The organism is Mesorhizobium sp. M0633 (assembly GCF_040320645.1).
Taxonomy (GTDB): Bacteria; Pseudomonadota; Alphaproteobacteria; order Rhizobiales; family Rhizobiaceae; genus Mesorhizobium.
This window is the reverse complement of sequence record NZ_JAMYQC010000011.1, coordinates 117,204-143,479: the sequence shown is the minus strand read 5'-3', so window position 1 is coordinate 143,479 and position 26,276 is coordinate 117,204. Positions and strand designations below refer to the sequence as shown.

Below are 26,276 nucleotides of genomic sequence, written 5' to 3'. Positions count from 1 at the left end.
GCTATTCAAGCATCTTGTCCTCGATATCGAGTTCGTCATCCGGGAGCACCATTTCGCCGTTCGACAGGTTCGCCTCGACGCGGGCAAGCAGCTTGAACAGCGCTTTCTGATCCTTCTTGTCGAGACCCTTCAATGCCTGCTTTTCGGTCTTCTTCACCGACTTCTCGATGGCGTGGATGATTTCGCGGCCGGTGTCGGTGAGGAAAATATGCGCCTGGCGGGCATCGGCGGACGAGGCCCGCTTCTCCAGAAAGCCCTGCGCCTGCAGCCGGTTGATGGTCTTGGTGATGGTCGGCGGACGCACGCCGAGGCGGCCGGCAAGGTTGCCGGGCGTCTGCCCGTCCTCGCGGTCGAGCGCCAGCATGATCTGGTCCTGGCCGGCATAGAAACCATGCGCCAGAAGCCGGGCGGCGAGCGCCGTGCGCGCCAGCCGCGCCGCCGAATGCAGCCGGCTCATTGTTGCAGTCTTGTCCGCCTTGGCCATGCTCATCCCTCCTCGGCCGAACCGGAGCGGGCAGCATAGAAGCAGGCCGCCGATTGGCAATGACGATCGAAAACATTCCGGCTCGGAAAATAGCTTTGCCGGCAAGCTTCGCGGTGTTCGCCGTGGCTAATGCCAGATGTTTATTTCAGTTAGATGACAAACGACTTTCCGCAATGGCTGGATGAGGACGTGACGAGGTGTTCTCAACCGGCTTTCACCGCGACCACCATCAACGCCTGATAGGCGTCCGCCATTTCCCGCAGCGCTGCCTGCGACAGCGGCCCGGCCTGCCGCGCAATGCCGTCCCGCGCGTTCGATGTATCGCGTTTGCCGGGGCGATCTTTATAAGGCGCGACGGTGGCGAATATCTGCTCGCTGAGGCTGTCGGGGAAGAACATCTGGCCGGTCATCACCGAGCGGTCGTCGGGAAGATCTTGAAATGGATGTGGGTGGTGCGGCCGCGATACCAGCCGGGATAGATGGTGGCGAAAGAAGCGATGCCGCTTTCATCGGTTCTCTGCCAGCCGCGGAGAAAGCTCTGGCCGGACGTGTCGATATCCTGCCCGTCGCCCTGTCCGGGATAGCCGGAATAGCTGCCTTGGGCGTCGCAATGCCAGATATCGACGCGTGCGCCGGGAAGCGGCTGGCAGGCGGCGTCGACGATTTGCAGCCGCACATTGAGGCCGATGCCCTTCTTGCCCTCGGTGATATCGGCGCGTTCGAGCTTCGGGTCGAAATAGAACGGCCCTTCGGTGACCTCGGGCGTGATGGCGCAGACGCCGGCACCGGCTTCGAACAAAGCAAGCCCGGCATAGGGCGAAACCTGCCCGGCCCTTGCACCGGCGGGCAGGAATATGCCGCCAGCGGTAACCGCAACGAGACCGAGCGCCTGCCGACGGCTTAGTGGCAACGACTTGTCGGACATCTGGCGCCTCTTCAACGCGAACAGCTCCGTAAATGACCCCGCCTATCTAGGGCCCGCTGTCAGGCGGCGCCAATGAAAGTTCGGTAATGTGAGGAAAGTTCGGCAATACCAGCCCCTCTTTGGCCCACCGGTTTGCCTCGTGCAAAAGCCGAGCACACATCCTATATGGAGCCGACAATCCCTATTCGAGGCACAATATGAGCGACGCACAGACGCAGATCCCCGTAACCGTCCTCACCGGCTATCTCGGCGCCGGCAAGACGACACTGCTCAACCGCATCCTTTCGGAAAACCATGGCAAGCGCTACGCCGTCATCGTCAATGAATTCGGCGAGATCGGCATCGACAACGAGCTGATCGTGGAATCCGACGAGGAAATCTACGAGATGAACAATGGCTGCGTCTGCTGCACCGTGCGCGGCGACCTGATCCGCGTCGTCGAAGGCCTGATGCGCAGGCCTGGCCGCTTCGACGCCATCCTCGTCGAGACCACTGGCCTCGCCGATCCCGTGCCGGTGGCGCAGACCTTCTTCATGGACGACGACGTGCGTTCCAAGACCAAGCTCGATGCGGTGGTGGCGCTGGTCGACGCCAAGCACCTGCCGCTGCGTCTGAAGGATTCCCGAGAGGCCGAGGACCAGATCGCCTTTGCCGATGTCGTCGTACTCAACAAGACCGATCTGGTCACCCCCGAAGAGCTGAGCAAGGTGGAGGCGACGATCCGCGCCATCAACCCGGCGGCACGAATCCATCGCACCACACGCGCCAGCGTGGCGCTGTCCGAGGTGCTCGATCGCGGTGCGTTCGACCTGTCCCGGGCGCTGGAGAACGATCCGCACTTCCTCGAGGCGCATGACGATCACGACCATCATGATCATGATCATGACCACCATCACCATGATCACGACGGCCATGATCACCACGATCATGACGGGCATCATCATGCGCACCCTTCCGACATCCATGACGTGACTGTGCAGTCGGTGTCGCTGCGCGGCGGCGAGATGGACCCGAAAAAGTTCTTCCCGTGGATCGAGAAGGTCACCCAGATGGAAGGCCCGAACATCCTGCGGCTGAAAGGGATCATTGCGCTGAAAGGCGATGACGAGCGCTATGTCATCCAGGGTGTGCACATGATCATCGAGGGCGACCACCAGCGCGCCTGGAAGGACGACGAGAAGCACGAGAGCCGGCTGGTGTTCATCGGCCGCGAACTCGACGCCGAGCGACTGAAGACAAGCTTCGAGGCCTGCCAGGCGGCTTGATTTCCGGACTTTATAGCGCTAGCGCTGCCCTTCTCTCCTTCTCCCCTTGTGGGAGAAGGTGGCCGAGCGAAGCTCGGTCGGATGAGGGGTGTTCCAGCTTGGCAAGGACGGCACTCCGTCCAGCACCCCTCAACCGTCTTGGCGCTGCGCGCCAATCCACCTTCTCCCACAAGGGGAGAAGGCGGAGCCTCGCCGACAGCCCGGCGGGGTTAGATGACAAGCAGAAATCTCGAACGGAATGATCTCTCATGCCGACAGTCGCCCCGCTCGATCTCGAAGGCCACTGCCTCGCCGCCGTGTTTCTCGGCGACGTGCCGCATTTTGCGCTGGCCGACGGCAAAATCCATCGGCTCGACCACGGCCACAAGATGGTGCAGACCAATGACGGAATGCTCGCCGCCTTCCATGATGCGGCAAACGACCGGCTGATCACCGGTGGTGAGGACGGCAGGATCTTTGCCGTGACCCCAGGCGGCAATACAACGGAATTGGCGACCGCAGGCAAAAAATGGATAACCAGCGTCGCCGCCGGGCCGCAAGGCGCTGTTGCCTATGCTTCGGGCAAGGTTGCCTATGTGCGCTTTGCCGACGGCAAAACCAGGGAATTCTCGCATCCGCGCTCAGTCGAGGGGCTTGCCTTCTCGCCCAAGGGCATGCGCTTCGGCGTTGCCCGCTACAATGGCGCGACGCTGCACTTCCCGGCTGCCGACGGCAAGCCGGTCGAGCTCGAATGGGCCGGCGCCCACACCGGCATCACCTTCTCGCCGGACGGCGGCTTCGTCGTCACCACCATGCAGGAAAACGCGCTGCATGGCTGGAAGCTCGCCGACGGCAAGCACATGCGCATGTCCGGCTACCCCGGCAAGGTGAAAAGCCTGTCGTGGAGCGCCAAGGGCAAATGGCTGGCGAGTTCCGGCGCGCCGGCGGCAATCGTCTGGCCGTTTTCCAGCAAAGACGGGCCGATGGGCAAGGCGCCGCTGGAACTCGGCACGCGCGGCAATGCGATGGTCACCTCCGTCGCCTGTCACCCGAGCCAGGACGTCGTTGCTATCGGCTATGATGACGGGATGGTGATGGCGGTGCGCTTCGCCGACGCCAAGGAAGTGCTGTTGCGCCGGCCGGGCAAGGGCGCCGTCACTTCGATGATGTGGGACAAGGAAGAGCGCCGCGTCGCCTTTGGCAGCGCTGCGGGCGACTGCGGCGTCATCGATATTTCGGCGTAGCCTGTTACTTACTCGGCTCCGCAAGATACTTTGCCGGTCAATTCAGCCTGCTTGCCGTCCTTTTCGGCATCGGCCGTTACATCATGGATTGAGAGCAAATAGCGACCGTCATAGACGCCTTCGTCGCTGGCCTTGGTCAGGATCGCCAGTTCGACATAGCCGTAGGCGTTTTCGACCTGCCGTTCGTGGTAGACGAGCAGCCGCAATTCCTTGTTGTCGAGCCAATATTGCGTGAGGTTCTGATCCTCGAACAATGTCTCGCGCAGACTGTCGGCAGCCGGCCTGCCCAGAATCTCGAGCTCGCCGCTAAAATTGAAGGTCGGCCCGCCCATGCCTCTGGTGATCCCGGCACCGACCTGAAATTTGACGGCTGCATCCTCGGCGGAACACCAGATGCCGCCGGACGCCAGAGCCGCACCAACCGACGACAGCAGCGTTGCTGCGCAGACGATCGCCCGCACCATCTTATGCCCTCCAGCCGAAGTACCATTGGCGCCCGAAGGCGGCTCGCGGTCAAGCGCCTGTTTTCATTCAAATGACCGCTGACCCAACACAGGGCAGCCGCCCGGCCAATTGCGGTGGCGGATGCCGATTGTCTAAAGTGCGACTGAGAGGGCCGGCATGAACGTCATGAACCATTCAAAGACTTGCATCGGCGGCATCGGCCCGGCCCGGATCGTCGAGTTGCGCGCGACCGAGGCAGAAGTCTTCCGCCGGGCGCGGCCAAAATCGATGGCGAAAATCGGCAATGGCCTGCCCGGCTTCTTCGGCGGCGTGCCGATGCATTGGATGAACGACTGGCCGACGCCATTCCCGATCCTGGTCGACAGTGCCAAGGGCGCTGCGATCACCGACATCGACGGCAATCGGCTGGACGATTTCTGCCTTGGTGACACCGGCTCGATGTTCGGCCATTCGCCGCCGCCGGTCGCCCGCGCCATCCGCCGGCAGGCCGGACGAGGACTGACCTATATGCTACCTTCCGAAGACGCGCTGGCCATCGGACCGTTGCTGCAGCAGCGCTTCGGTTTGCTGTCGTGGCAGATCGCGACGACGGCGACCGATGCCAACCGCTTCGCGCTGCGGGTTGCCCGCGCCGTTACCGGCCGGGAGAAGATACTGGTCTTCAACGGCTGCTATCATGGCTCGGTCGACGAGACGATGGTGCGGCTGGTCGCCGGGAAAGCGGTGAATCGACCGGGACTGGCCGGCGAATTCCGCGACCTGACCCGGGCGACAGATGTCGTCGAGTTCAACGATTTGCCGGCGCTCGAGGCGGCACTCCGGGGCAACGATGTCGCCTGCGTCATCGCCGAGCCGGTGCTGACCAATTCCTGCATGGTGCTGCCCGAAGCCGGCTTTCATGATGGCTTGCGGCGTCTCACCCGTGCGACCGGCACGCTGCTTCTAATCGACGAGACGCATACAATTTCGACCGGTCCCGGCGGCTATACAAGCAAATACGGGCTGGAGCCGGACCTGTTCGTGCTGGGCAAGCCGATTGCCGGCGGCGTACCGGCGAGCGTCTGGGGCATGAGCGAAGACGTTGCGGCCCGCTATGCCGCTTATATCAGTCGGAAAGAGCCCGGCTACTCCGGCATGGGGACAACGCTGTCGGCCAATCCGCTGCAATTCGCAGCGATGCGCGCCACGCTCGAATACGTCATGACCGACGAGAACTACAGCCATATGGACCATCTGGCGCGGCGGCTCGACGCCGGGCTGACCGCCGTCATCGATCGCTATCGTCTGCCCTGGCATGTTGCTCGCGTCGGTGCCCGTGTCGAGTTCATCTGCGCGCCGGGCCCGCTGAGGAACGGCGGCGAAGCGGAAGCTGCGCACGTGCCGGAGCTCGAGGCGGCAATCCATGTCGCGCTGGTCAATCGCGGCGTGCTGATCGCACCCTTCCACAACATGATGCTGATCTCTCCTGCGACCAGCGCCGCCCAGGTGAACCGGCTGATCACTGCCTTCGGCGCGGTTGCGGCAAAGCTTACGGCGTGAGACAAGCTTGCGGCATGAAACAAGCGCCCAAGCAAAGTTTGAACCTGGTCACGGCATCCCCTTCGGGCTCGACGCCCGCCGAGGCGCAGGCCTTTCTTGACGCTCATCCCGAGATCGAAGCGTTCGACATCGTGCTGACCGACGCCAACGGCGTCGGGCGCGGCAAGATCGTGCGCCGGCATGAGTTGATGAGCATCTTCGAGGGGGGCCGGCACATGCCGATCTCGATCCTCGGCCTCGACATCACCGGCGAGGATGTTCACGAGACCGGGCTGATCTGGACGACGGGCGACGGCGACCTGCGGGCGTGGCCGATCCCCGGCACACTGGTGCCGCTGTTCGGCACCCAGCCGCCGCGCGGCCAGGTGCTGATGGCGATGTACCATCTCGATGGCCAGCCGATGTCGTCCGACCCGCGGCTGGCACTCGCCCGCCAGGTAGACATCCTCGCGGCCAAGGGCCTGCATCCGGCCGGCGCCTTCGAGCTCGAATTCTTCCTGCTCGCCAACGAGCGCGACGCCGAAGGCAAGGTGCAGCCGGCGCACGCGGTGCTTGACGGACGCCGCTCGGCCAAGACGGAGGTCTATTCCGTCGACCATCTGCACGGCATGGAGCCGCTGTTTTCCGACATCTACGCCGCAGCCAAGGTGCAAGGCATCCCGGCCGAGACGGTCATCTCGGAATATGCGCCCGGCCAGTACGAGCTGACGCTCAACTACCGCAAGGATGTGATGCGGGCGGCCGACGATCTCGTGATGCTCAAGCGACTGGTGCGGGCGCAGGCGCGCCGTCATGGTGTCACCGCTTGCTTCATGGCCAAGCCGATCGAGAAATATGCCGGCTCGGGCATGCATTTTCATGTCTCGCTGTTGGACGATGCCGGCAAGAATGTCTTTGCCGAAACCGGCGGCGAAAGCTGGTCGCTGCCGCTGCTGCGCGGCCTCGGCGGACTGATCCAGACGATGGCGGAATCGATGCTGGTCTTCGCGCCGCATGCCAATTCATGGCGGCGCTTCGTCTCGCAATCCTATGCGCCGGTGGCGCCGACCTGGGGCGTCAACAACCGTTCGGTGGCACTGCGTGTGCCGGCCGGCGATGCCAAGAACCGCCGCATCGAGCACCGGCCATCGGGCGTCGACGCGAATCCTTACCTAGTGGCAGCAACGGTGCTGGCCGGTGTCGTCAAAGGCCTCGACGAAGGCCTCGATCCCGGTCCCGAAACCACCGGCAATGGCTACGAATCGGCCGTCACGCGCACGACGATGCCGGTCGACTGGCGTGCCGCGATCGAGGCGGCAAGGGCGTCGACCTTCCTCAAGGGCGCATTGGGCGAAGACCTGCACCGGACGTTCGTGGCGATCAAGCAGTCGGAATATCTGCGCGTGGCGCGCACGGTCAGCGAACTGGATTATCACCTCTATCTGCACGAGGTGTAGGGCATCACATCGTCGGCCATCCGCCGGTGAAGGCCCATGCGGAATAATTTCAACGGAACCTTCGGCGGGCTTTGCTCATTGCGTGTCTGATTGCAGGAGCGAGCAAGGCCGCCTTAGTCATGATCGCCAGGATGCAGACAACCCCGACGCCGCACCATGCCAAAGTGCAGGCAAGACGCTTGCCTGCAAGTAAGTCTCCGGAAACGACAGAAATCGACGCCAGGACGATTCCTGAACTGCGCGAAACGGCCAAGATCTGCCGCCGCTGTCCGCTATGGCACGACGCCACGCAGACCGTGTTCGGTGAGGGCCCTGATAAAGCTAAGGTGATCTTCGTCGGCGAACAGCCGGGCGACCAGGAGGACCTGGCGGGCAAGCCCTTCGTCGGTCCGGCGGGCAAGGTGTTCGACGCGATCCTGGACGATGCCGGCGTCGATCGGCTGAAAGTCTACGTCACCAACGCGGTCAAGCATTTCAAGTTCGAGCCGCGCGGCAAGCGGCGCATCCACTCCAAGCCGAACGCCGGCGAGGTGCAGGCTTGCCGCTGGTGGCTCGACAAGGAAATCGATCTGATCAAGCCCAATCTGGCGGTGGCGCTCGGCGCAACGGCGGCGCAGGCGCTGCTTGGTAAGGTGGTGCCGATCATGAAGATGCGCGGGGCCGTCGTGGAGCGTGACGATGGCTTGCGTGTCTTCGTCACCATCCACCCGTCCTTCATCCTGCGCATTCGCGAGCCGGCGGACAGGCAGGCAGAACGCGACCGGTTCCTGCAGGATATGAGAGCGGTGAAAAAGCTAATGGCCGCCTGAGCTATTTGATCAATATCGCCCGGAGATCGTTGACGTTTGTGCCGGTCGGACCGGGTACGAAAAGGTCATCTACGGCATTGAATGCCGTCCAGGCGTTGTTGCCGGCAAGCATGGCCTTGGCATCGACGCCCGCCTTATGCATCCGCGACACTGTCGAGCCGTCGGCGAAGGCGCCGGCATTGTCTTCCGAACCGTCAATGCCGTCGGTGTCGGCGGCCAGTGCGTGGACGCCCGCCATGCCGCTGATCCCAATGGCGAAGGCGAGCAGGAATTCCGAGTTGCGGCCGCCTTTGCCTTTCGCGCGCAAGGTCACGGTCGTCTCGCCGCCCGACAGGATCAGCACCGGTTTTGCGAATGGCCGGTTGCGCGTCGCCACTTCGCGCGCGATTGCAGCGTGGACGCCGCCGACCTCACGCGCCTCGCCCTCGATGGAATCGGAGAGAATGACCGCTTCGATACCTTGGTACCTGGCTTCGGCCGCAGCCGCTTCCAGCGATACGCCGGCCGAGGCGATCAGATGTACCTCGTTGCGCGAAAAACGCGGATCATCGACGCGCGGTGCATCGGCGGCCGGCGAATTGATGTGCGCCATCACTGAAGCCGGTAGTTTCATGTCATAGGCGGCGATCGACGCTAATGCATCTTCGCGGCTGCCGGAATCGGGAACGGTCGGGCCGGAAGCGACCAGCGCCGGGTTATCGCCCGGAATGTCGGAGACCACCAGCGACACCACCTTGGCTGGATAGGCAGCGGCCGCCAGCCTGCCGCCCTTGATCGTGGAAACATGTTTGCGGATGGTGTTCATCGCGGCGATCGGCGCGCCGGAGGCGAGCAGCGCCTCGTTGACGGCGATCTCGTCGGCCAGCGTCAGACCTTCGGCAGGTGACGGCAGCAGCGCCGAGCCGCCGCCCGAAATGAGCGCCACGACGAGGTCGTCCGCAGTCAGTCCCTGGACTTTTTCGAGCAGCCGCCGGGAAGCTTCGAGCCCTGCGGCATCCGGCACCGGATGCGCCGCCTCGATGATCTCGATGCGCCGGCAGGCCGCTCCATAGCCGTAGCGGGTGACGACCAGCCCTTCGATCGGCCCGTCCCACACTTTCTCGAAAGCCGCCGCCATCTGCGCCGAGCCTTTTCCCGCGCCGATGATGATCGTCCGTCCCTTCGGCCTTGCGGGCAAATGATCCTTGATCGTCCTCTGGGGATCGGCGGCGGCAACGGCGGCGTTGAAGATCGAAATGAGAAAGGACTTGGGATCGAGCGCGGTCATACTGAGCTACCACGGACGCTGTGCGAGCTTCTGCGGCGTTTGCGCTGCCCCTCACCCTTACCCTCTCCCCGTATAGAGACGGGGAGAGGGGATCGCCAGCGTTGGAGCGTTTCCCTTCTCCCCATCACTACGCGGGGAGAAGGTGCCGGCAGGCGGATGAGGGGCAGCGCCAACGTCACGATGTTGCTTCCGGCGGCAGGACCAACTCCTGGCTATCGACGCCCAAGTAGCTACACAGCGTATCGACGACCACTCCGTGGTCCTCGCGCTCCGGTAGACCGGAGACGGCGATCACGCCGATGACGCCAGCGCCCTTGACAGTGATGGGAAAGCCGCCACCGGCCAGCACATAGTCGGCAACGTCCAGCCCCTCGCCGGGCTTGAAGCTGCGGTCGGGGCGCTGCTGCTCCAGCACAATGCGGTAGGTGCTTTTCAGGAACCGCCGCACGACGTTGATCTTGCGCCGCGCCCAGTCCGGATTGGAGGCGTTCGAGCCGGGCATTGCCGCATAGAACAACGGCCGGTCGAAAGTTCTGATATCGACGATGATCGGCAGGTTTTCCTCGAGAGCCCGGTCGCGGATCGCCGAGCCGATCTCGAAAGCGACGGCTTCATCGAAGGCCGAAAAGACAAGCGTGGCTTCCTGTTTCTTGATCAGAGCGATGTCGTCCGCAACGGCCATGTCGTTCCCCTGTCGATCTCGCCTGTTGCTTTGGCGGATGGCTGCCGCCCGGTCAAGCCGGCCGCATACGACGGCTAAACCGCTATATCCGCCTTGGCCGCCCGGCCGGCGACATAGACCTCGCGCACGGCGCGGTCGTCGCCGAGCGTCTGCAGCAGAAACAATTCCTCGGCGAGCGTGTCCGCCGTCTCCACCCGCAGCCGCATCGCCGGCGTGGCGCGGGCGTCGAGCACGATGATATCGGCGTCGCTGCCTTCCTCCAGGGTGCCGATCTTTTCCGCAAGCGACAGCGCCTCGGCATTGCCGCGGGTCAATTGCCAGAACGACTGGAACGGATTGAGCTTCTCGCCGTTCAGCGCGATCACCTTGTAGCCCTCGTCCATGGTGCGCAGCATCGAATAGTTGGTGCCACCGCCGACATCGGTGGCGGCGGCGATGCGAAGCGGCTTCTCGCGGCGGCTATAGCGCTGATAATCGAACAGGCCCGAGCCGAGAAACAGGTTGGAGGTCGGGCAGAACACCGCCACCGAGCCGCTATCCGAAAGCGCATCCGCCTCGCGTTCCGACAGGTGGATGCAATGGCCGAACAGGCTTCTGCGCCCGAGCAGCCCATAGTGTTCGTAGATATCGGTGTAGTCCCGCGTCTGCGGGTACAATTGCTGCGTGAAGGCGATCTCGGCGTGGTTTTCCGACAGATGCGTCTGCATGTGCAGATCAGGATATTCGCGGCAGAGCGCGCCCGCCATCTCCAATTGCTCGGGCGACGAGGTGATGGCGAAGCGCGGCGTGATGGCATAGTGCTGGCGTCCCTTGCCGTGCCACTCATCGATCAACGCCTTGCTGTCGTCATAGCCCGATTGCGGCGTGTCGAGCACGCCGTCCGGCGCGTTGCGGTCCATCATCACCTTGCCGGCGATGTTGAGCATGTTGCGGTCGTGCGACTCGGCGAAGAACGCTTCGGCAGATTCCTTGTGTACCGAGCAATATGCCGCGACTGTCGTGGTGCCATGCCGCAATACTTCATCCAGGAACAGCCTGGCGATACGGCGGCCATGCTGGGCGTTCTGGAATTTTGTCTCTTCCGGAAAAGTGTAGGTGTTCAGCCAGTCGAGCAGCTCGGCGCCGAAGGAAGCGATGACCTGCATCTGCGGAAAATGCGCGTGCGCATCGATGAACCCGGGCAGCAGCAGATGCGGCCTGTGGTCGATTTTTTTTGTTCCCTCGCCCGCCTTTTTCTCGACCTCGGCATAGGCGCCCGCGGCAACGATCCTGCCGTCGCGCATCAGCAGGCCGCCATCTTGCTCGTAACGCCAGGCGGAATGGTCGTCGATGGTTTCGGGCCAGCGCAAAAACGACAGCGTACGGCCGCGCAGGAGCGTGCCGGTCATTTCCTTGCGCCTTCGAACCATGCCACCAGCAGTGCCCGTTCCTCGTCGGTGATCTGGGTGACGTTGGCGGGCGGCATGGCGTGGCTGCGGCCAGCCTGCAGGTAAATCTCGCCGGCGTGCTCGGCGATGCCGGCATCGGTATCGAGCATCACGCCCTTAGGCGCGTGGTAAATGCCCGCGTAGGACGGCTCCGCCGCGTGGCACATCGAACAGCGGCCAAGCACCGTATCGCGCACGGCGGGAAAATGCGCCGAGGCGACGTAGACCTGTGCAGCCGACGAGGCCTTCACCTCGCCGGTCAGCAGCTTCGGTGCCGTCGACAGCCAGATGATGACGACGAACAGGACGGCGGCCGCCAGCCAGGTCCAGGTCGGATTGCCTTTGCGCGCATGCCTGGTGTTGAAATAGTGCCGGATCAGCACGCCGATGATGAACACCAGCGAGGCGATGACCCAGTTGAACTCTGTCCCGAACGCCAGCGGATAATGGTTCGACAGCATCAGGAACAAAACCGGCAGCGTCAGGTAATTGTTGTGCAGCGAGCGCTGCTTGGCGATCTTGCCGTATTTCGGATCGGGCTTACGGCCGGCGATCAGGTCGGCGACGACGATCTTCTGGTTGGGGATGATGACCATGAAAACGTTGGCCGACATGATCGTCGCGGTGATGGCGCCGAGATGCAGGAAGGCGGCGCGGCCGGTGAACAGGTGGGTCAGTCCCCAGGCCATGAATACCAGCACCCCATACAGCACCAGCATCAGGCCGGTGTCGCTGTTGCCGAGCGGCGAACGGCACAAGAGATCGTAGACCACCCAGCCGACGCCGATCGTCGCCAGCGACAGCAAGATGCCTGTAGGCACCGACATGGCAAGCACATTCGGATCGATCAGGAACAGGTCCGCACCGGCATAGTAGACGACGCACAGCATGGCGAAGCCCGACAGCCAGGTGGCGTAGGATTCCCACTTGAACCAGGTCAGATGCTCGGGCATCTCAGCCGGCGCCACCAGATATTTCTGCACATGGTAGAAGCCGCCGCCATGCACCTGCCATTCCTCGCCGAAGGCTCCGGCAGGCATGCCCGGACGCTGGCGCAGCCCGAGATCGAGCGCGACGAAATAAAACGACGATCCAATCCAAGCGATACCGGTGACGACGTGCAGCCAGCGCACGGCGAAACTCAGCCAATCCCAGAATATCGCGAAATCCATCATGAAAGAAATCGTCCCTGCCGATCCACTGACTTTACGGACTGGAGCGCAAACGGAAAGGGCCGAGCTGCACGATGACTTTCAAAAAAAATTGGAAAATACTAGGCTGATCATACGCAGCCACATGAGAGCCACGGAAGCCGCATGGCCTATCTCGACAACATCGCCGTTTTCGTTCGCGTCGTCGAGCTCGGCAATTTATCGGCGGCTGGGCGCGACATGCGCATTTCGCCGGCGGTCGCTTCCAATCGGATCAAGGAGCTCGAGAAGCACCTGGGCGTCAGGCTGTTCAACCGCACGACGCGGCAGTTGATGCCGACCGAGCACGGCACGGTGTTCTACTCCGGCGCCAAGCAGGTGCTGGAGGCGGTCACCGAGGCCGAAGCTGCGGTCAGCGCGTTATCCGGGCAGCCGCGCGGCACCATAAAGGTGACAGCGCCGCTCGGCCTCGGGCGGCGGCTCGTAGCATCCGGAATCCCGGATTTCCACGACAGGTACCCCGATATCGAGGTGCGGCTCCGGCTTTCCGATCACAATGTCGATATCATGAAGGAAGGCATCGACGTTGCCTTCCGGCTGGGCATCATCGAGGATTCCAGCCTCAGGATGCGCGGCATCATGGAATGCGAACGCGTTCTGGTGGCGGCTCCGCAATATCTGGAAGCGCGCGGCGAGCCTACCGAGCCGCAGGAGTTGATCGGCAAGAAGCACGATTGCCTGATGCTGCGCTATTCCGGCGCGCGCGAATATGTCTGGACGCTGCAGACGCCGAACGGACCGCAAAAATTCGAGGTGCACGGCCCCTACGATACCGATGATGGCGACGTGCTGACCGGCTGGGCGCTGTCCGGCCGCGGCATCATCAACAAGCCGCGCTTCGAGGTCGAGCCGTTTATCCGCGACCAGCGGCTGAAGGTGATCCTGAGCAACACGCCGCCGACGCCGGTGCAGTTCGCCGCCGTCTACCCTCATAAGAAGCTGCAGGATCCGAAGGTGCGGCTGCTGCTCGATTTCATGGCCGAGCGCTGCCAGCGGCTGATCAGGGATATTCTGGCCGGCAAATGATCGCCGGCTGGCCGGTTGCTTTCCGTCCAGCCGGCGAGATAATTCTCAAGGAATCTCGCTCAACAGGGAAAAGCGATGGCCAACGGCGCCACAATGTGTCTCGCCGTTTCACTGTCTCCGGAAGCCGCTCCTTCCCATCCGCCCGACGCCGGCCCGGACTTCAGTCTGCTGACGCGGTTCGTGCAAGAAGCCGAAGCGGCCGGCCTGGACATGGTGTTGCTCGGCGATTCCGCACCGGTTGCAGGCGGGCCGAACCGGCAAATGCGCTTCGAAGCAACGACCTTGGTGGCGGCGCTGGCGACGGTGACAAGCAGGATCGGCCTTGCCGCCGCGGCGTCGACGGTCGCCCACCAGCCCTATAATCTCGCGCGCCGTTTCGCCTCGCTCGATATCATCAGCCATGGCCGCGCCGGCTGGAACGCGAGCATGATGCCCGAACCGCGCGAGGCGGCCAATTTCAGCCGGCCGGAAGGGTTTTCCGGCGACGATTTCCGCCTGCGCGCCGAGGAATTCATCGGCATCGTGCAAGGCTTGTGGAAAGGCTGGGACGCAGACGCGCTGCTGTTCGACAAAGTTGGCGGCCGCTTCTTCGATCCCGAGAAGATGCACCTTCTCGACCACAAGGGCGAATATTTTTCCGTGCGCGGGCCGCTCAACGTGGCGCGGTCGCCGCAGGACACGCCGATGCTGGTCATGTCCGGCCTGTCCGAGCCCGACACGGATATCGCCGCCCGCACCGCCGATGTCGTCCTGCTGGATGAGCCATCGATCGAGCCGGCGAAGGCTGGCGATCTGAAGCGCCGTGCGCTTGCCTTCGGGCGCAGTCCGGAGGCGCTGAAAGTGCTGATGAACGTTACCGTCAGCGCCGAAATAACCGCCGCGCCGGACCTGTTTGCGGACAGGCTCGAAGAGTGCTTTCGCTCGAAAGCCTGCGACGGTTTCAACATCGCCATGCCCTTCACATCGGCGCTCGACGATTTCGTCGGTCTCGTGCTGCCGGAGCTTCGCCGCCGCGGCCTTGTCCGGTCCGGCTACAGCGCGGCGACACTGCGCGCCCATCTCGGGCTTGCAGGGGAGGATCGGCAATGAGCGCCGGTCGAGGCCAGATGAAGCTCGGCGCCTTCCTGTGGGCGACAGGCCACCACATCGCCGCCTGGCGCCATCCGCAGGCGCATGTCACGGCCGGCATCGACATCGACCATTACGTCCAGTTGGCGCGGACGGCGGAAGCAGCCAAGTTCGACATGATCTTCTGCGAGGACGCCGCCGGCGTGCGCGAGGCCAATGTCAACATCGCCAGCCAAACGTCGCGCTCGATCGGCTTCGAGCCGATAAGCCTGCTTGCCGCGCTCGCCGTCCAGACGGAGCGCATCGGCCTCGTCTCCACGGCGTCGACGAGCTATAACGAGCCTTACGGACTGGCGCGGACCTTCCTGTCGCTCGACCATCTGAGCGGTGGCCGAGCCGGCTGGAACCTCGTGACTTCGGCGAGCCAGATCGAGGCCGCCAATTTCGGCTCGACCGGACTGCGCCCACATGCGGACCGCTACGAACGCGCGCGCGAATTCGCTGCCGTGGTTACCGGCCTTTGGCGAGGCCAGGGTGGACACGAAGGCAGAAGTTTTTCGGTGCGCGACCCGCTCGATCTGCCGCGCTCGCCACAAGGTGCGCCGGTCATGGTTCAGGCAGGAGCGTCGGACGAGGGCCGCGATCTCGCCGCCCGGACCGCCGATGTGGTGTTCACTGCGGCGCAAACATTCGAGGAGGCAAAGGCCTTCTACGACGACCTCAAGGGACGGCTGGCGCCCCATGGGCGCGAGCCGGAGGACGTCAAGATCATGCCCGGCGTCGCGCCGGTCGTCGCGGCAAGCGAAGCGGAAGCCCGGGCAAAACATGATGAACTGCAGGAGCTGATACCGGACGATGTCGGCGTCGCGCTGCTTTCCAGCTATCTCAGCATATCCGATCTCGCGCGCTATCCCATCGACGGACCGCTGCCCGAGCTGCCGGCCAGCGAAGGCATGCAGAGCCGGCAGGCGCTCGTCATCGAGCAATCCCGCCGCGACAAGCTGTCCATTCGCCAGCTTGCCCGTCATTTCGCCGGCGCGCGCGGTCATTGGCGCGTCGTCGGAACTCCGGCCCAGATCGCCGACCAGCTCGAGGCACGCTTCGAGGGCGGCGCGGCAGACGGTTTCAACGTCATGCCATCCTATTTTCCCGGCGAACTCGAAGCCTTTGCCACGCTTGTCGTGCCGGAGCTGCAGCGGCGCGGGCTTTTCCGGAAGGATTATGAAGGTAGCACGCTGCGCGACCATCTGGGCTTGAAAACGCCGGCGTAAAACGACGAGCGGAACGAAAGTCGGAGATCGCCGTTTTGGGATGCTGTGCCGCGGCGATGAGGGCGTCTGCGCGCATATTCGATTGTCCATCCCAAACTTCGCCCTCTTTTCAAACCACGCGGACGCAACCGCCACAGGAGCCGATCATGGATGCCATCGCCACCCGCAATGACCTGCAATCCAATGCCAAGAAAGAGTGTATCGATCTTCTCAATGCCCGCCTCGCCGACGCCATCGATCTGGCCTTGATCACCAAGCAGGCGCACTGGAACGTCAAGGGACCGCAATTCATCGCCATCCACGAGATGCTCGACACGTTCCGCGAGGAGATCGACGGCCATGTCGACACCATTGCCGAGCGCGCCGTACAGCTCGGCGGCACGGCGCTCGGCACCTCGCAGGAGGTGTCGAAGGCGAGTATGCTGGAGGCCTATCCGACCGACATCCACAAGACCCGAGACCATCTGGCGGCGCTGATCGACCGCTATGCCGCGACCGCCAAGCGGGCACGCGCCGCGATCGACGAAGCGGCTGGCGCGGGCGACGCCGATACCGCCGACATCTTCACCGCCTATTCGCGCTCGCTCGACAAATTGCTGTGGTTCCTTGAGGCGCACACGCAGGAGAAGGAATAGCTCTTTTTGGACGGCGCTATTTGCTCGGCGCGCCGGGGTTCGATTAGAAATTCCTCTCGAACTTCGGCACCTCAAGCTTCACCCGGCGATTTAGCTCATCGTGTCCGCCCTGGAACGCGGTGTAGCCAATGCTGGTTTTCTTGGAACGAAGCTGGAAATCTCCTGTCCATTTGCGACCAGCCCATTCGATGTCTTCCCACCGAATAAATCGAGGCGGCATGAATGGCTGCCGGATTCCTATTCCCTCGACATTCCAAAAGACTACGCGAACATAAAAGAACCAAATCCACCCGATCAGGCTCAGACCAAAGCCAACCAGTAGACCAAAAATCCAGGGAAGTTGCTCGCTCGGTGTTTCGCTGTGTCCGGCAACCACAACGACCGCGATAAAGCCCGCAAGCAGGACCGCAAACACATGCACAAACCAGGTGGCGCGGAGTGTTTGCTCGCCGGCGTGTCGCGCAGCGGGCGTTCGCGATCCTATTGTAGACGCCAAGAAAACTGCAAAAGCAGCCAGAAGAGCTATGACAAGCTGTTTCATCAATATGCGCTGCTCGTGTTTTTCTCGGCCTTACGCGCCAACTGCTCCAGTCTTTCGTTCATAGCATCAAAAAGTCTGCGACGATGATGCGGTCGACCGACCACCGCCCGGTGATTGGGAATATTTTGGCCCGTCGACGGGTAAATAATACCTCGCCAATGCCGTTATGATTTCGGCCGCGGCGAGCGCTGCAATGACTTGCGGACGCTTGTCTTTCACCGCATCGCCGCCGATCGGCGAGACGAGGCGGGCAAATTCCGCCTCGCTTCCGTCCGCCGACTTAAGGAACCAGTTCCGGAACGTCGCCTTCTTGGTTCTGGAGCCGATCATGCCGACATAGGCGGCATCCCGGCGTTTCAGCGCCTCGGCGATGATCAGGAAGTCCAGCGCATGGTCATGTGTAAGGACGACGAAGGCGGATCCAGCCGGGGCTTCGCGCACCATTGCCTCAGGCATCGGCGTCAGGCTTGTTTCTACCGCTTCCGGCATGCCCTCCAGCGCCTCGGCTCGCGTCTCGACAACGACGACATGCACCGGCAGCAAGGCCATCGCGGAGGCCAGCGCTTGGCCGACATGGCCGCCGCCGAAGATGTAGACATGCGGTAGCTGCGCTTCCTCGGCTTCCGCCGCCGCAACCAGCTTGGCTTCAAGCGCGGGGTCGACCAGCCGGATCAGCAGCTCGACCCTGCCGCCGCAGCACTGCCCGATCTCCGGGCCGAGCGCGATGTCGAGGGTATCCCTCCCCCTTGAGGGGAGGGTGGCGGCGAAGCCGCCGGGTGGGGTCGCCGCGGCAGTGCTCGACGCGCTGGCGGTGCCTTCTGAGACGACTCCCTCTGGCCGCTTCGCGGCCATCTCCCCCTCAAGGGGGGAGAAAAGCATCTGCCGCGCTTTGTCGATCGCCATGTATTCGAGCTGGCCGCCGCCGATCGTGCCGAAAGTGGCCGATCCCGAGACGAGCATGAAGGCACCCGCCTCGCGCGGCGTCGAACCTTTTGTCCCGGCCACCTCAACTAAGGCGGCCCGGCCGGCACCGGCAAGAAAGGCTTTCAGGCTCTGCACTTTCGCGTTCATCATTCGCGTTCCCTATCGGGAAATATAGAGTTTTTCGGCCTGAATTGCACGTTTTCCGGGATTCAAGTGCCGGTCCTGGCTTCCCGCTTCAGCCGTTCGATCGCCAGCAGCACACGCTCCGGCGTGGCCGGCGGGTCGAGGCGCGGGCAGATCTTGTGGCTGGCAACGCTCGCAACTGCGTCCGACAGCGCATGCAGCACCGACATTGCGAGCGGAAAGGGCGGCTCGCCGACCGCCTTGGAGCGGTGCACCGTCGGCTCGCCTGCTTGCGCCCAGTCGGCCAAAGTCACATTAAAAATCTTCGGCCGGTCCGACGCGAGCGGGATCTTGTAGGTCGATGGCGCATGGGTACGCAGCCGCCCCTTGTCGTCCCACCACAGTTCCTCCGTCGTCAGCCAGCCCATGCCCTGGATGAAGCCGCCCTCGATCTGGCCGAGGTCGATGGCGCGGTTCAGCGAGCGGCCGGTTTCGTGCAGGATGTCGGTGCGCTCGACGACATATTCGCCGGTCAGTGTATCGACCGAGACTTCCGAGCACGCGGCGCCATAGGCGAAATAGTAGAAGGGATGGCCCTCGCCCTTGTCGCGGTCCCAATGGATTTTCGGCGTCTTGTAGAAACCCGCCGCCGAAAGCTGGATGCGCGCCATATAGGCCTGCCTGACGAGATCGGCGAAGGCGATCTCCTGGTTGCCGATGCGCACGCGGTTGGGCAAGAACAGCACCTGGTCGCGCGGCACCTGGTATCTCTCGACGGCGAAATTGATCAACCGGTCCTTGATCTGGCGGGCGGCATTCTGCGCCGCCATGCCGTTGAGATCGGAGCCGGAAGACGCGGCGGTGGCCGAGGTGTTCGGCACCTTGCCGGTCGTCGTCGCGGTGATCTTGACCTGATCGAGGTCGATCTGGAACTCTTCCGCCACGACCTGCGCCACCTTGACATAGAGGCCCTGCCCCATCTCGGTGCCGCCGTGGTTCAGATGCACCGAACCATCGGTATAGACATGCACCAGCGCGCCGGCCTGGTTGTAATGGGTGGCGGTGAACGAGATGCCGAACTTGACCGGCGTCAGCGCCAGTCCGCGCTTGATGAAGCGGCTGTTGGCATTGAAAGCATCGATGGTGCGGCGGCGCCTCGCATAGTCGGAACTCGCCTCCAGCTCGGCGACGATGCGGTGGATGACGTTGTCCTCGACCGTCTGGTGATAGGGCGTGATGTTGCGGTCGCTGGTGCCGTAGAAATTCTTCTTGCGGATTTCGAGCGGGTCCTTGCCGACGGCAAACGCGACTTCGTCGATGACGCGCTCGGCGCCGACCATGCCTTGCGGGCCGCCGAAGCCGCGAAAGGCGGTGTTCGATACCGTGTTGGTGTAGAGCGGCGCCGATTGCGCGTGCACCGCCGGCCAGAAATAGGTGTTGTCGCAATGGAACAGCGCGCGGTCAGTGACCGGGCCGGAGAGGTCGGCCGAGAAGCCGCAGCGCGCCGCGAACATGAAATCTACGCCCAGAATATTGCCCTCGTCGTCGAAGCCGACCTCGTAGTCGACGAGGAAATCGTGGCGTTTGCCGGTGGCGATCATGTCGTCGTCGCGGTCGGGCCGGATTTTCACGGCCCGATGATGTTTCTTCGCGGCGATAGCGGCCAATGCCGCAAACTGATTGCCTTGCGTTTCCTTACCGCCGAAAGCGCCGCCCATCCGGCGGATTTCCACCGTCACCGCGTGGCTCGGCACACCGAGCGCATGGCTGACCATGTGCTGGATTTCGCTCGGGTGCTGGGTCGAGGAATAGATGGTGACGTCGTGGTCCTCGCCGGGGATGGCCAAGGCGATATGGCCTTCGAGATAGAAATGCTCCTGGCCGCCTATGCGCATCTTTCCCTTCAGCCGGCGCGGCGCCGCCTTGATCGCAGCCGCTGCATCACCGCGCTTCAGCGTCAGCGGCGGCGTGACCAGCTTATCCATCCGTGGATCGAGCTCACCGACATCGGCGACGAACGGCAATTCCTTGTATTCGACCTTGGCCAGCCGCGTTGCACGGCGCGCCTGCTCGCGGGTTTCGGCAATGACGCAGAAGATCGGCTGGCCAAAGAATTGCACCTTGCCGTCGGCCAGCACCGGCTCGTCGTGACGGCCGGTCGGCGAAATGTCGTTCTCGCCTGGCACGTCGCTCGCCGTCAGCACGTCGATGACGCCGGGTACGGCGCGCACCGCCGAAAGGTCCATGCTGGTGATGGTGGCATGCGTCGCCGTCGAAAGCCCAAGGCAGCCATGCAGCGTGCCGGCCGGTTCCGGCATGTCGTCGATATAGACGGCCGTGCCACTGACATGCTTGTGCGCGGAATCATGGCGCTGGTCGGTGGCGACGCCGCCGGCGATTTTTTTTGCCTTCAGGTTTGGGGTGGCGTGCTTGTTCATCATGCCGCCTCGTGCCGTGATACCTGGATCGGCGCCCGGGTGCCGGTGGTTTCGGCAAAGAAGCGCAGCAGCAGGTTGCGCGCCGCCAGCGCCCGGTATTCGGCGCTTGCCCGCATGTCGGTCAGCGGCGTGAAATCGTCGGCATACGCGGCCATCGCCGCCTCGACCGTCGCTTCCGTCCAGGGCTTGCCAAGCAATGCCTTTTCGACGCCAAAGGCTCGCTTCGGCGTTGCCGCCATGCCGCCATAGGCGATGCGCACATCCGCCACCGTGCCATGCTCGGCGAGCTTCAGGAAAAACGCGCCTAGCGCTGCTGTGATGTCTTCGTCGCGGCGCTTGGTGATCTTGTAGACGGCAAATTTCGTCTCGCTACCCGGCACCGGAACATGCACGGCCTCGACGAATTCGCCGGGCTGCCGGTCCTGTCGGCCATAAGCGATGAAAAAATCCTCGAGTGGGATCGTCCGCAGCTTGTCGCCGCGGCGCAGCGTCAGGCGGGCACCGAGTGCGATCAGCGGCGGCGGCGTGTCGCCGATCGGCGAACCGTTGGCGATATTGCCGCCGATGGTGCCCATGTTGCGCACCTGATCGCCGCCGATTCGATCGAACAGCGGGCCGAGCGCCGGGATGCGTTTCGCCAGCGTCGAGAAGGCTTCGCTATAGGTGACACCGGCGCCGATCGAGACGACGCCCTTGTCCTCGGAAATCCCGCACAGACCATCGAGATTGCCGATGAAAACCGCCGGCGCAATATCGCGCATGTGCTTGGTCACCCAAAGGCCGACATCGGTCGAACCCGCGACGATAGTGGCGCCCGGCTCCTTGACGAGTACGCTGGCCAGATCGTCGGCATTGGCCGGCACGATCAGCCGCTTGTTGCCGGAGCCGATCTCGATGCGCGAACCGTCCTTCATCGCTTCGAGCTTGGTCGTGACTGCCTTGCGCTCCGCCGCCAACGGATCCTTTGCCGCAGTGCCGTAGCTGGAGATGGCACGTGCGGCGCGCATGATCGCCTCGTAGCCGGTGCAGCGGCAGAGATTGCCTTGCAGCGCCTTTTCGATGGCGGCGTCCGACGGCTCCGGCGCCCGCATCCACAGCGCATAAAGCGACATGACGAAACCCGGTGTGCAGAAGCCGCATTGCGAGCCGTGGAAATCGACCATTGCCTGCTGCACGGGGTGCAGTTTTTCTCCGTCGCCGCGCCGCAGATGCTCGACGGTCACGATATGACAGCCGTCGAGGGAGGCGAGGAAGCGGATGCAGGCATTGACGCTTTCATAGACCAGTGTTCCACCGGAGAGCCTGCCGACCAGCACGGTGCAGGCGCCACAGTCGCCCTCGGCGCAACCTTCCTTGGTGCCGCACAGCGAGCGGTCGAGCCGCAGCCAGTCGAGCAGGGTCTGGTCGGGTGCAACCGTGCTGAGCGCGACGTCCTCGCCATTGAGGATGAACCGGATTTCGTTGCGTGTCTTGATCCCGGCCATCTCAGCTTCCCCGGTAAGTCGAATAGCCGTACGGGGACAGAAGCAGCGGCACATGATAGTGAACCGGCTCGGCCATACCGAAGCGGATCGGCACATGGTCGAGGAAGGCCGGTTCCGGCAGTTTTGTCCCTTGCCGGCGCAGATAATCGCCAGCCGCAAAGACCAGCTCGTATTCGCCGGTACGGAATTCGGCGCCGGCAAGCAGCGGAGCATCGCAACGGCCGTCATCATTGGTGACGACCGTTTTCAGATGCGTCCGGGCCTGACCGTCAAGATGATAGAGCTCGATCGACAGACCGGCCGCCGGTTTGCCGGCCGCAGTGTCGAGGACGTGGGTCGTCAGGCGCCCGCCTTCGGCTTTCGACGTTTCCGCCACTGGCTGCTCCATTCCCTGCACAGTCGAACACTATTCATGAATTGTGCGCCAATTAAAGGCGATGCATAAGTCCCGGTCGAGCGGAGCGCGACAAAAACACTTTCAAAAATTTCGGGGGAATGCGCAGGCACTCCTTTCGACTATCCTGATCACAATTCCGGCAGGAGCGAGAATGCGTTACGAACGAGACATGCGGGGCTATGGAGCCAATCCGCCGGATCCGAAATGGCCCGGCGGGGCGCATGTCGCGGTGCAGTTCGTCGTCAATTACGAAGAGGGCGGCGAGAATTGCGTCCTCCACGGCGACAAGGCTTCGGAGGCTTTCCTGTCGGAGATCGTCGGCGCCGCGCCCTGGCCCGGCCAGCGCCACTGGAACATGGAATCGATCTACGAATACGGCGCCCGAGCCGGCTTCTGGCGATTGCTGCGCCTGTTCAGCGAGGCACAGGTGCCGGTCACCTGCTACGGCGTCGCCACGGCCCTGGCGCGTTCGCCCGATCAGGTTGCGGCGATGCAGGAGGCCGGCTGGGAGATCGCCTCGCACGGGCTGAAATGGATCGACTACCGCGACCATACGCCAGAAGACGAGCGCCGCGACATGGAAGCGGCGATCCGGCTGCATTATGAGGTCACAGGCGCGCGGCCGACCGGCTGGTACACCGGGCGCACCTCGATCAACACGGTGCGGCTGGCGGCGGAAGAGGGCGGCTTCGACTATGTGTCGGACACCTATGACGACGAACTGCCCTACTGGTTCGAGCACGTGGCGCCGGATGGCACGGCGAAACCGCAGCTGATCATCCCCTACACGCTCGACGCCAACGACATGCGCTTTGCCACGCCGCAAGGCTTCAACTCGGGCGACCAGTTCTTTGCCTATCTCAGGGATAGTTTCGATACGCTCTATGCCGAGGGCAAGGCAGGACGGCCGCGCATGATGAACATCGGCCTGCACTGCCGCCTCGTCGGCCGGCCGGGCCGGGTCGCGGCACTGAAGCGCTTCATCGACTACGTCAAATCACACGACAAGGTCTGGCTGGCACGGCGCATCGACATCGCAAAACATTGGCAGGAGACGCATCCGTTCCGGTTGCCGGCGCTGCGCCCGTCGAAAATGGAATTCGAGGCCTTCGTCCATACATTTGGCGGCGTGTTCGAGCATTCGCCGTGGATTGCCGAGCGCGCTTATGAGCTGGAGCTCGGCCCGGCGCATGAAAGTGCCGGCGGCCTGCACAATGCGCTCTGCCGCGTCTTTCGCGCGGCAAGCGAGGCCGATCGGCTTTCCGTGCTCAATGCGCATCCCGACCTTGCCGGAAAACTGGCGCAGGCCAAGCGGCTGACGGCGGAATCGTCGAGGGAACAGGCTTCGGCCGGCCTCGACGCGCTGACCGACAAGGAGCGCGAGCTGTTCGCAAAACTCAATGCCGCCTACGTCACCAGTTTCGGTTTCCCCTTCATTATTGCGGTGAAAGGCAAGACCAAGGGGGAGATCCTGGCCGAGTTCGAGGCGCGTATTGGCAACAGCCACGATGTCGAATTCGAAACCGCCTGCAGACAGGTCGAGCGCATCGCGCTGCTTCGTCTCAAGGACATGCTTCCGCAATAGGCTTTGGCTGCCGCGATAGGCCTTGGCGTCCGCAACAGGCTTGAATTTATGGATATGATGAAAATGGCCGAGCGAACCTATTATGCGCCGCAGGGCGGACATCCCGGCCAGAGCGAATTGCTGACCGGCCGCGCTGTGTTCACACAGGCCTATGCCGTCATCCCCAAGGGCGTGATGCAGGACATCGTCACCAGCGCCTTGCCGTTCTGGGATGGGACACGCGTCTGGGTGCTGTCGCGGCCGCTGTCGGGTTTTGCCGAGACGTTTTCGCAATATATCGTCGAGCTCGCGCCTGGCGGCGGCAGCGACCACCCTGAGCTTGACGCCGCCGCCGAAGGTGCGCTGTTCGTGGTCGAAGGCGAGCTAAGCGTTTCGCTTGCCGGCAAGAAACATAGCTTAAGGCCGGGCGGCTTTGCCTTCCTGCCGCCGGCGAGTGGGTGGACGGTGCACAATGAAAGCGGCGCCGCCGTCCGCTTCCACTGGATCCGCAAGACTTATGATTCAGTCGACGGCATCGAGCCGCCGCAAGCGTTCTTCGTCAACGAACAGGACATCGCGCCGACGCCGATGCCGGGTACCGAAGGCCGATGGGCGACCACGCGCTTCGTCGATCCGGCCGACATGCGCCACGACATGCATGTCACCATCGTCACGCTCGAGCCGGGCGCGGTCATTCCTTTCGCCGAGACGCATGTCATGGAGCACGGGCTTTATGTGCTGGAGGGCAAGGCGGTCTATCGTCTCAACCAGGACTGGGTCGAGGTCGAGGCTGGCGATTATATGTGGCTGCGCGCCTTCTGCCCGCAGGCTTGTTATGCCGGCGGGCCAGGCAAATTCCGCTATCTCCTCTACAAGGACGTCAACCGCCACGCCAAGCTTGGCAGCGCCGGCGTCGCGAGACCTACACCATGACCCGCATCGTCGCGCGGCCGCTGACCCGCGAGAATTTCGCCGAATTCGGCGACGTCATCGATATGGGCGGCGACAACCATTATCCGATCAATGGCGGCAAGGCCGAGCGCTACCATGACCTCGCCACCGCGGAAGCACGAGGGCCGAATGCGCGCGTGCTGATCTCGATGGTGCGTGGCACGCACTATGAGCTGCCGTTGAAGCTTACCATGGTGGAGCGCCATCCGTTTGGCAGCCAGGCCTTCATCCCGCTGTCACCACGGCCGTTCCTGGTCGTCGTCTGCCATGACGGCGAGGAGGGCCCGGGCGAGCCGCATGCCTTCATCACCGCGCCCGGGCAAGGCATCAACTATCCGCGCAATCTGTGGCACGGCGTGCTGACGCCGATCGGCGAGCCGCAGGACTTCCTGGTCGTCGACCGTGGCGGTGACGGCTCCAACCTCGAAGAGTGCCACTTCTCGCACGCCTACGAGATTCATCTTCCCGATGGGAGCCGGTGATGGCTGACATTTCGCTGATCGACCGCCTGCTCGATGTCATAGAGCACGACATCGTGCCGAAGACGGCCGAGGGCGTCGCGCATGGCAACAAGTTGTTCGGCGCGGCGATCCTGCGCAAGGACGACCGTTCGCTGGTGCTTGCCGAAACCAACAACGAGACCGAAAACCCGCTCTGGCACGGCGAGGTGCATTGCCTGAAGCGCTTCTACGAAATGCCTAAAGCCGAACGCGTCGACACCAAGGAGGCTATCTTCCTCTCCAGCCACGAGCCCTGCTCGCTCTGCCTGTCGGCGATCACCTGGACCGGCTTCGACAATTTCTTCTATCTGTTCAGCCACGAGGACTCGCGCGACAGCTTCGACATCCCGCACGATTTGAAGATCCTGAAAGAGGTCTTCACCCTCGATCCCGGCGGCTACAATGCCGAGAATGCCTATTGGAAGAGCTTTTCGATCCGCAAATTGGTGCGCTCGCTGCCCGACCCCGAGCGCGGTCGGCTGGAAGCGCGCATCCACACAATATCAGCGCGCTATGACGAATTGTCCGGCGCCTATCAGGCCGGCAAGGACGAAAACGACATTCCGCTGAATTGACGCGGATTGACCAGCCGAATTCGTTGACTGGCCCATGACGCGCTCT

26 protein-coding genes are annotated in these 26,276 nt (G+C 63.2%); 13 read left to right on the top strand and 13 right to left on the bottom strand.

Features of this window, described 5'->3' with window-relative positions; all coding sequences use genetic code 11:
• Nucleotide 1: 1 nt before the first annotated feature.
• The 3 genes from NKI47_RS14620 to NKI47_RS14610 form a co-directional block, all read right to left on the bottom strand.
• Nucleotides 2–484, bottom strand: coding sequence for a MarR family winged helix-turn-helix transcriptional regulator (locus tag NKI47_RS14620; protein ID WP_254816029.1), 483 nt, complete (start codon nt 482–484; stop codon nt 2–4).
• Between the two features lie 203 nt (nt 485–687).
• A complete protein-coding gene (locus NKI47_RS14615; protein WP_352590981.1) occupies nt 688–894 on the bottom strand; it encodes a peptidase associated/transthyretin-like domain-containing protein in 207 nt (68 codons plus the stop codon).
• Complete coding sequence (locus NKI47_RS14610) at nt 894–1,409, bottom strand: dioxygenase family protein (protein WP_352590978.1); 516 nt, start codon at nt 1,407–1,409, stop codon at nt 894–896. Before NKI47_RS14610 ends, NKI47_RS14615 begins: the two co-directional genes overlap by 1 nt.
• A 197-nt stretch (nt 1,410–1,606) precedes the next feature.
• Here NKI47_RS14610 and NKI47_RS14605 point away from each other — a divergent pair, with 197 nt between their 5' ends.
• Complete coding sequence (locus tag NKI47_RS14605) at nt 1,607–2,674, top strand: CobW family GTP-binding protein (RefSeq protein ID WP_352590975.1); 1,068 nt, start codon at nt 1,607–1,609, stop codon at nt 2,672–2,674.
• A gap of 248 nt (nt 2,675–2,922) precedes the next feature.
• Nucleotides 2,923–3,897, top strand: coding sequence for a WD40 repeat domain-containing protein (locus NKI47_RS14600; RefSeq protein WP_352590972.1), 975 nt, complete (start codon nt 2,923–2,925; stop codon nt 3,895–3,897).
• 8 nt (nt 3,898–3,905) lie between these two features.
• On the opposite strand, the gene NKI47_RS14595 is transcribed toward NKI47_RS14600, so the two are convergent.
• Complete coding sequence (locus NKI47_RS14595; RefSeq protein ID WP_348625924.1) at nt 3,906–4,361, bottom strand: hypothetical protein; 456 nt, start codon at nt 4,359–4,361, stop codon at nt 3,906–3,908.
• Nucleotides 4,362–4,518: 157 nt separating this feature from the next.
• Between NKI47_RS14595 and NKI47_RS14590 the strand changes: the two genes are divergently transcribed.
• From NKI47_RS14590 to NKI47_RS14580, 3 genes are all read left to right on the top strand, one after another.
• Nucleotides 4,519–5,901, top strand: coding sequence for an aspartate aminotransferase family protein (locus NKI47_RS14590; RefSeq protein WP_352590969.1), 1,383 nt, complete (start codon nt 4,519–4,521; stop codon nt 5,899–5,901).
• 14 nt (nt 5,902–5,915) lie between these two features.
• A complete protein-coding gene (locus tag NKI47_RS14585; protein ID WP_352590966.1) occupies nt 5,916–7,337 on the top strand; it encodes a glutamine synthetase family protein in 1,422 nt (473 codons plus the stop codon).
• Between the two features lie 86 nt (nt 7,338–7,423).
• On the top strand, nt 7,424–8,146 hold the full coding sequence (locus NKI47_RS14580) for a UdgX family uracil-DNA binding protein (protein ID WP_352470171.1): 723 nt from the start codon (nt 7,424–7,426) through the stop codon (nt 8,144–8,146).
• Nucleotide 8,147: 1 nt separating this feature from the next.
• Here the strand turns inward: NKI47_RS14580 and NKI47_RS14575 are convergent, their stop codons facing one another.
• The 4 genes from NKI47_RS14575 to NKI47_RS14560 form a co-directional block, all read right to left on the bottom strand.
• A complete protein-coding gene (locus NKI47_RS14575) occupies nt 8,148–9,413 on the bottom strand; it encodes a glycerate kinase type-2 family protein (RefSeq protein ID WP_352590963.1) in 1,266 nt (421 codons plus the stop codon).
• Between the two features lie 175 nt (nt 9,414–9,588).
• The gene (locus tag NKI47_RS14570) at nt 9,589–10,095 is read right to left on the bottom strand and encodes a heme-degrading domain-containing protein (protein ID WP_352590960.1); all 507 of its coding nucleotides are present in this window, start codon (nt 10,093–10,095) and stop codon (nt 9,589–9,591) included.
• A 74-nt stretch (nt 10,096–10,169) separates the two neighbouring features.
• Nucleotides 10,170–11,483 carry a guanine deaminase gene (gene guaD, locus NKI47_RS14565; RefSeq protein ID WP_352590957.1) on the bottom strand — a complete coding sequence of 438 codons (1,314 nt, stop codon included), beginning with the start codon at nt 11,481–11,483 and terminating at the stop codon, nt 10,170–10,172.
• Entirely contained in the window at nt 11,480–12,697 is a 1,218-nt protein-coding gene (locus tag NKI47_RS14560) for a urate hydroxylase PuuD (protein WP_352590954.1), read from the bottom strand. The genes guaD and NKI47_RS14560 overlap by 4 nt, the downstream gene beginning before the upstream one ends.
• A 141-nt stretch (nt 12,698–12,838) precedes the next feature.
• On the opposite strand from NKI47_RS14560, the gene NKI47_RS14555 reads away from it, so the two are divergent.
• The 4 genes from NKI47_RS14555 to dps all read left to right on the top strand — a co-directional run bounded on the left by NKI47_RS14555 (nt 12,839) and on the right by dps (nt 16,733).
• Nucleotides 12,839–13,759, top strand: coding sequence for a LysR family transcriptional regulator (locus tag NKI47_RS14555; RefSeq protein WP_352590951.1), 921 nt, complete (start codon nt 12,839–12,841; stop codon nt 13,757–13,759).
• Nucleotides 13,760–13,834: 75 nt separating this feature from the next.
• The gene (locus tag NKI47_RS14550) at nt 13,835–14,848 is read left to right on the top strand and encodes an LLM class flavin-dependent oxidoreductase (protein WP_352590948.1); all 1,014 of its coding nucleotides are present in this window, start codon (nt 13,835–13,837) and stop codon (nt 14,846–14,848) included.
• Entirely contained in the window at nt 14,845–16,098 is a 1,254-nt protein-coding gene (locus tag NKI47_RS14545; RefSeq protein ID WP_352590945.1) for an LLM class flavin-dependent oxidoreductase, read from the top strand. Before NKI47_RS14550 ends, NKI47_RS14545 begins: the two co-directional genes overlap by 4 nt.
• 146 nt (nt 16,099–16,244) lie before the next feature.
• Entirely contained in the window at nt 16,245–16,733 is a 489-nt protein-coding gene (gene dps, locus NKI47_RS14540) for a DNA starvation/stationary phase protection protein Dps (protein ID WP_352590942.1), read from the top strand.
• A gap of 43 nt (nt 16,734–16,776) precedes the next feature.
• Here the strand turns inward: dps and NKI47_RS14535 are convergent, their stop codons facing one another.
• From NKI47_RS14535 to uraH, 5 genes are all read right to left on the bottom strand, one after another.
• Nucleotides 16,777–17,274 carry a hypothetical protein gene (locus NKI47_RS14535; protein ID WP_352590939.1) on the bottom strand — a complete coding sequence of 166 codons (498 nt, stop codon included), beginning with the start codon at nt 17,272–17,274 and terminating at the stop codon, nt 16,777–16,779.
• A gap of 66 nt (nt 17,275–17,340) precedes the next feature.
• Nucleotides 17,341–18,345, bottom strand: coding sequence for a xanthine dehydrogenase accessory protein XdhC (gene xdhC, locus NKI47_RS14530; RefSeq protein ID WP_352591042.1), 1,005 nt, complete (start codon nt 18,343–18,345; stop codon nt 17,341–17,343).
• Between the two features lie 62 nt (nt 18,346–18,407).
• Nucleotides 18,408–20,759, bottom strand: coding sequence for a xanthine dehydrogenase molybdopterin binding subunit (xdhB, locus tag NKI47_RS14525; RefSeq protein WP_352590936.1), 2,352 nt, complete (start codon nt 20,757–20,759; stop codon nt 18,408–18,410).
• Nucleotides 20,759–22,243: a xanthine dehydrogenase small subunit gene (xdhA, locus tag NKI47_RS14520; protein ID WP_352590933.1), complete on the bottom strand. Its 1,485-nt coding sequence runs from the start codon at nt 22,241–22,243 to the stop codon at nt 20,759–20,761. The genes xdhB and xdhA overlap by 1 nt, the downstream gene beginning before the upstream one ends.
• 1 nt (nt 22,244) lies before the next feature.
• Entirely contained in the window at nt 22,245–22,619 is a 375-nt protein-coding gene (uraH, locus tag NKI47_RS14515; protein ID WP_352590930.1) for a hydroxyisourate hydrolase, read from the bottom strand.
• A 172-nt stretch (nt 22,620–22,791) separates the two neighbouring features.
• On the opposite strand from uraH, the gene puuE reads away from it, so the two are divergent.
• The 4 genes from puuE (at nt 22,792) to NKI47_RS14495 (ending at nt 26,230) form a co-directional block, all read left to right on the top strand.
• Nucleotides 22,792–24,225, top strand: a complete 1,434-nt coding sequence (gene puuE, locus NKI47_RS14510; RefSeq protein WP_352590927.1) for an allantoinase PuuE — start codon at nt 22,792–22,794, stop codon at nt 24,223–24,225.
• Between the two features lie 63 nt (nt 24,226–24,288).
• A complete protein-coding gene (locus NKI47_RS14505; RefSeq protein WP_502897028.1) occupies nt 24,289–25,137 on the top strand; it encodes a bifunctional allantoicase/(S)-ureidoglycine aminohydrolase in 849 nt (282 codons plus the stop codon).
• Nucleotides 25,134–25,637, top strand: coding sequence for an ureidoglycolate lyase (locus tag NKI47_RS14500; protein WP_352590921.1), 504 nt, complete (start codon nt 25,134–25,136; stop codon nt 25,635–25,637). Before NKI47_RS14505 ends, NKI47_RS14500 begins: the two co-directional genes overlap by 4 nt.
• Nucleotides 25,637–26,230, top strand: a complete 594-nt coding sequence (locus NKI47_RS14495; RefSeq protein ID WP_352590918.1) for a nucleoside deaminase — start codon at nt 25,637–25,639, stop codon at nt 26,228–26,230. The genes NKI47_RS14500 and NKI47_RS14495 overlap by 1 nt, the downstream gene beginning before the upstream one ends.
• The last annotated feature ends 46 nt before the right edge of the window (nt 26,231–26,276 follow it).

Bases quoted from the DNA above. Each gene is read 5' to 3' on its own strand.
- NKI47_RS14505 (WP_502897028.1), top strand. From the start codon at position 24,289: ATGGCCGAGCGAACCTATTATGCGCCGCAGGGCGGACATCCCGGCCAG.
- dps (WP_352590942.1), top strand. From the start codon at position 16,245: ATGGATGCCATCGCCACCCGCAATGACCTGCAATCCAATGCCAAGAAA.
- NKI47_RS14595 (WP_348625924.1), bottom strand. From the start codon at position 4,361: ATGGTGCGGGCGATCGTCTGCGCAGCAACGCTGCTGTCGTCGGTTGGT.
- NKI47_RS14585 (WP_352590966.1), top strand. From the start codon at position 5,916: ATGAAACAAGCGCCCAAGCAAAGTTTGAACCTGGTCACGGCATCCCCT.
- puuE (WP_352590927.1), top strand. From the start codon at position 22,792: ATGCGTTACGAACGAGACATGCGGGGCTATGGAGCCAATCCGCCGGAT.
- NKI47_RS14615 (WP_352590981.1), bottom strand. From the start codon at position 894: ATGACCGGCCAGATGTTCTTCCCCGACAGCCTCAGCGAGCAGATATTC.
- NKI47_RS14590 (WP_352590969.1), top strand. From the start codon at position 4,519: ATGAACGTCATGAACCATTCAAAGACTTGCATCGGCGGCATCGGCCCG.
- NKI47_RS14550 (WP_352590948.1), top strand. From the start codon at position 13,835: ATGGCCAACGGCGCCACAATGTGTCTCGCCGTTTCACTGTCTCCGGAA.
- NKI47_RS14620 (WP_254816029.1), bottom strand. From the start codon at position 484: ATGGCCAAGGCGGACAAGACTGCAACAATGAGCCGGCTGCATTCGGCG.
- NKI47_RS14560 (WP_352590954.1), bottom strand. From the start codon at position 12,697: ATGATGGATTTCGCGATATTCTGGGATTGGCTGAGTTTCGCCGTGCGC.
- xdhC (WP_352591042.1), bottom strand. From the start codon at position 18,345: ATGAACGCGAAAGTGCAGAGCCTGAAAGCCTTTCTTGCCGGTGCCGGC.
- NKI47_RS14500 (WP_352590921.1), top strand. From the start codon at position 25,134: ATGACCCGCATCGTCGCGCGGCCGCTGACCCGCGAGAATTTCGCCGAA.
- NKI47_RS14570 (WP_352590960.1), bottom strand. From the start codon at position 10,095: ATGGCCGTTGCGGACGACATCGCTCTGATCAAGAAACAGGAAGCCACG.
- NKI47_RS14555 (WP_352590951.1), top strand. From the start codon at position 12,839: ATGGCCTATCTCGACAACATCGCCGTTTTCGTTCGCGTCGTCGAGCTC.
- xdhB (WP_352590936.1), bottom strand. From the start codon at position 20,759: ATGAACAAGCACGCCACCCCAAACCTGAAGGCAAAAAAAATCGCCGGC.
- NKI47_RS14575 (WP_352590963.1), bottom strand. From the start codon at position 9,413: ATGACCGCGCTCGATCCCAAGTCCTTTCTCATTTCGATCTTCAACGCC.
- NKI47_RS14495 (WP_352590918.1), top strand. From the start codon at position 25,637: ATGGCTGACATTTCGCTGATCGACCGCCTGCTCGATGTCATAGAGCAC.
- NKI47_RS14605 (WP_352590975.1), top strand. From the start codon at position 1,607: ATGAGCGACGCACAGACGCAGATCCCCGTAACCGTCCTCACCGGCTAT.
- xdhA (WP_352590933.1), bottom strand. From the start codon at position 22,243: ATGGCCGGGATCAAGACACGCAACGAAATCCGGTTCATCCTCAATGGC.
- NKI47_RS14600 (WP_352590972.1), top strand. From the start codon at position 2,923: ATGCCGACAGTCGCCCCGCTCGATCTCGAAGGCCACTGCCTCGCCGCC.
- guaD (WP_352590957.1), bottom strand. From the start codon at position 11,483: ATGACCGGCACGCTCCTGCGCGGCCGTACGCTGTCGTTTTTGCGCTGG.
- NKI47_RS14610 (WP_352590978.1), bottom strand. From the start codon at position 1,409: ATGTCCGACAAGTCGTTGCCACTAAGCCGTCGGCAGGCGCTCGGTCTC.
- NKI47_RS14545 (WP_352590945.1), top strand. From the start codon at position 14,845: ATGAGCGCCGGTCGAGGCCAGATGAAGCTCGGCGCCTTCCTGTGGGCG.
- NKI47_RS14535 (WP_352590939.1), bottom strand. From the start codon at position 17,274: ATGAAACAGCTTGTCATAGCTCTTCTGGCTGCTTTTGCAGTTTTCTTG.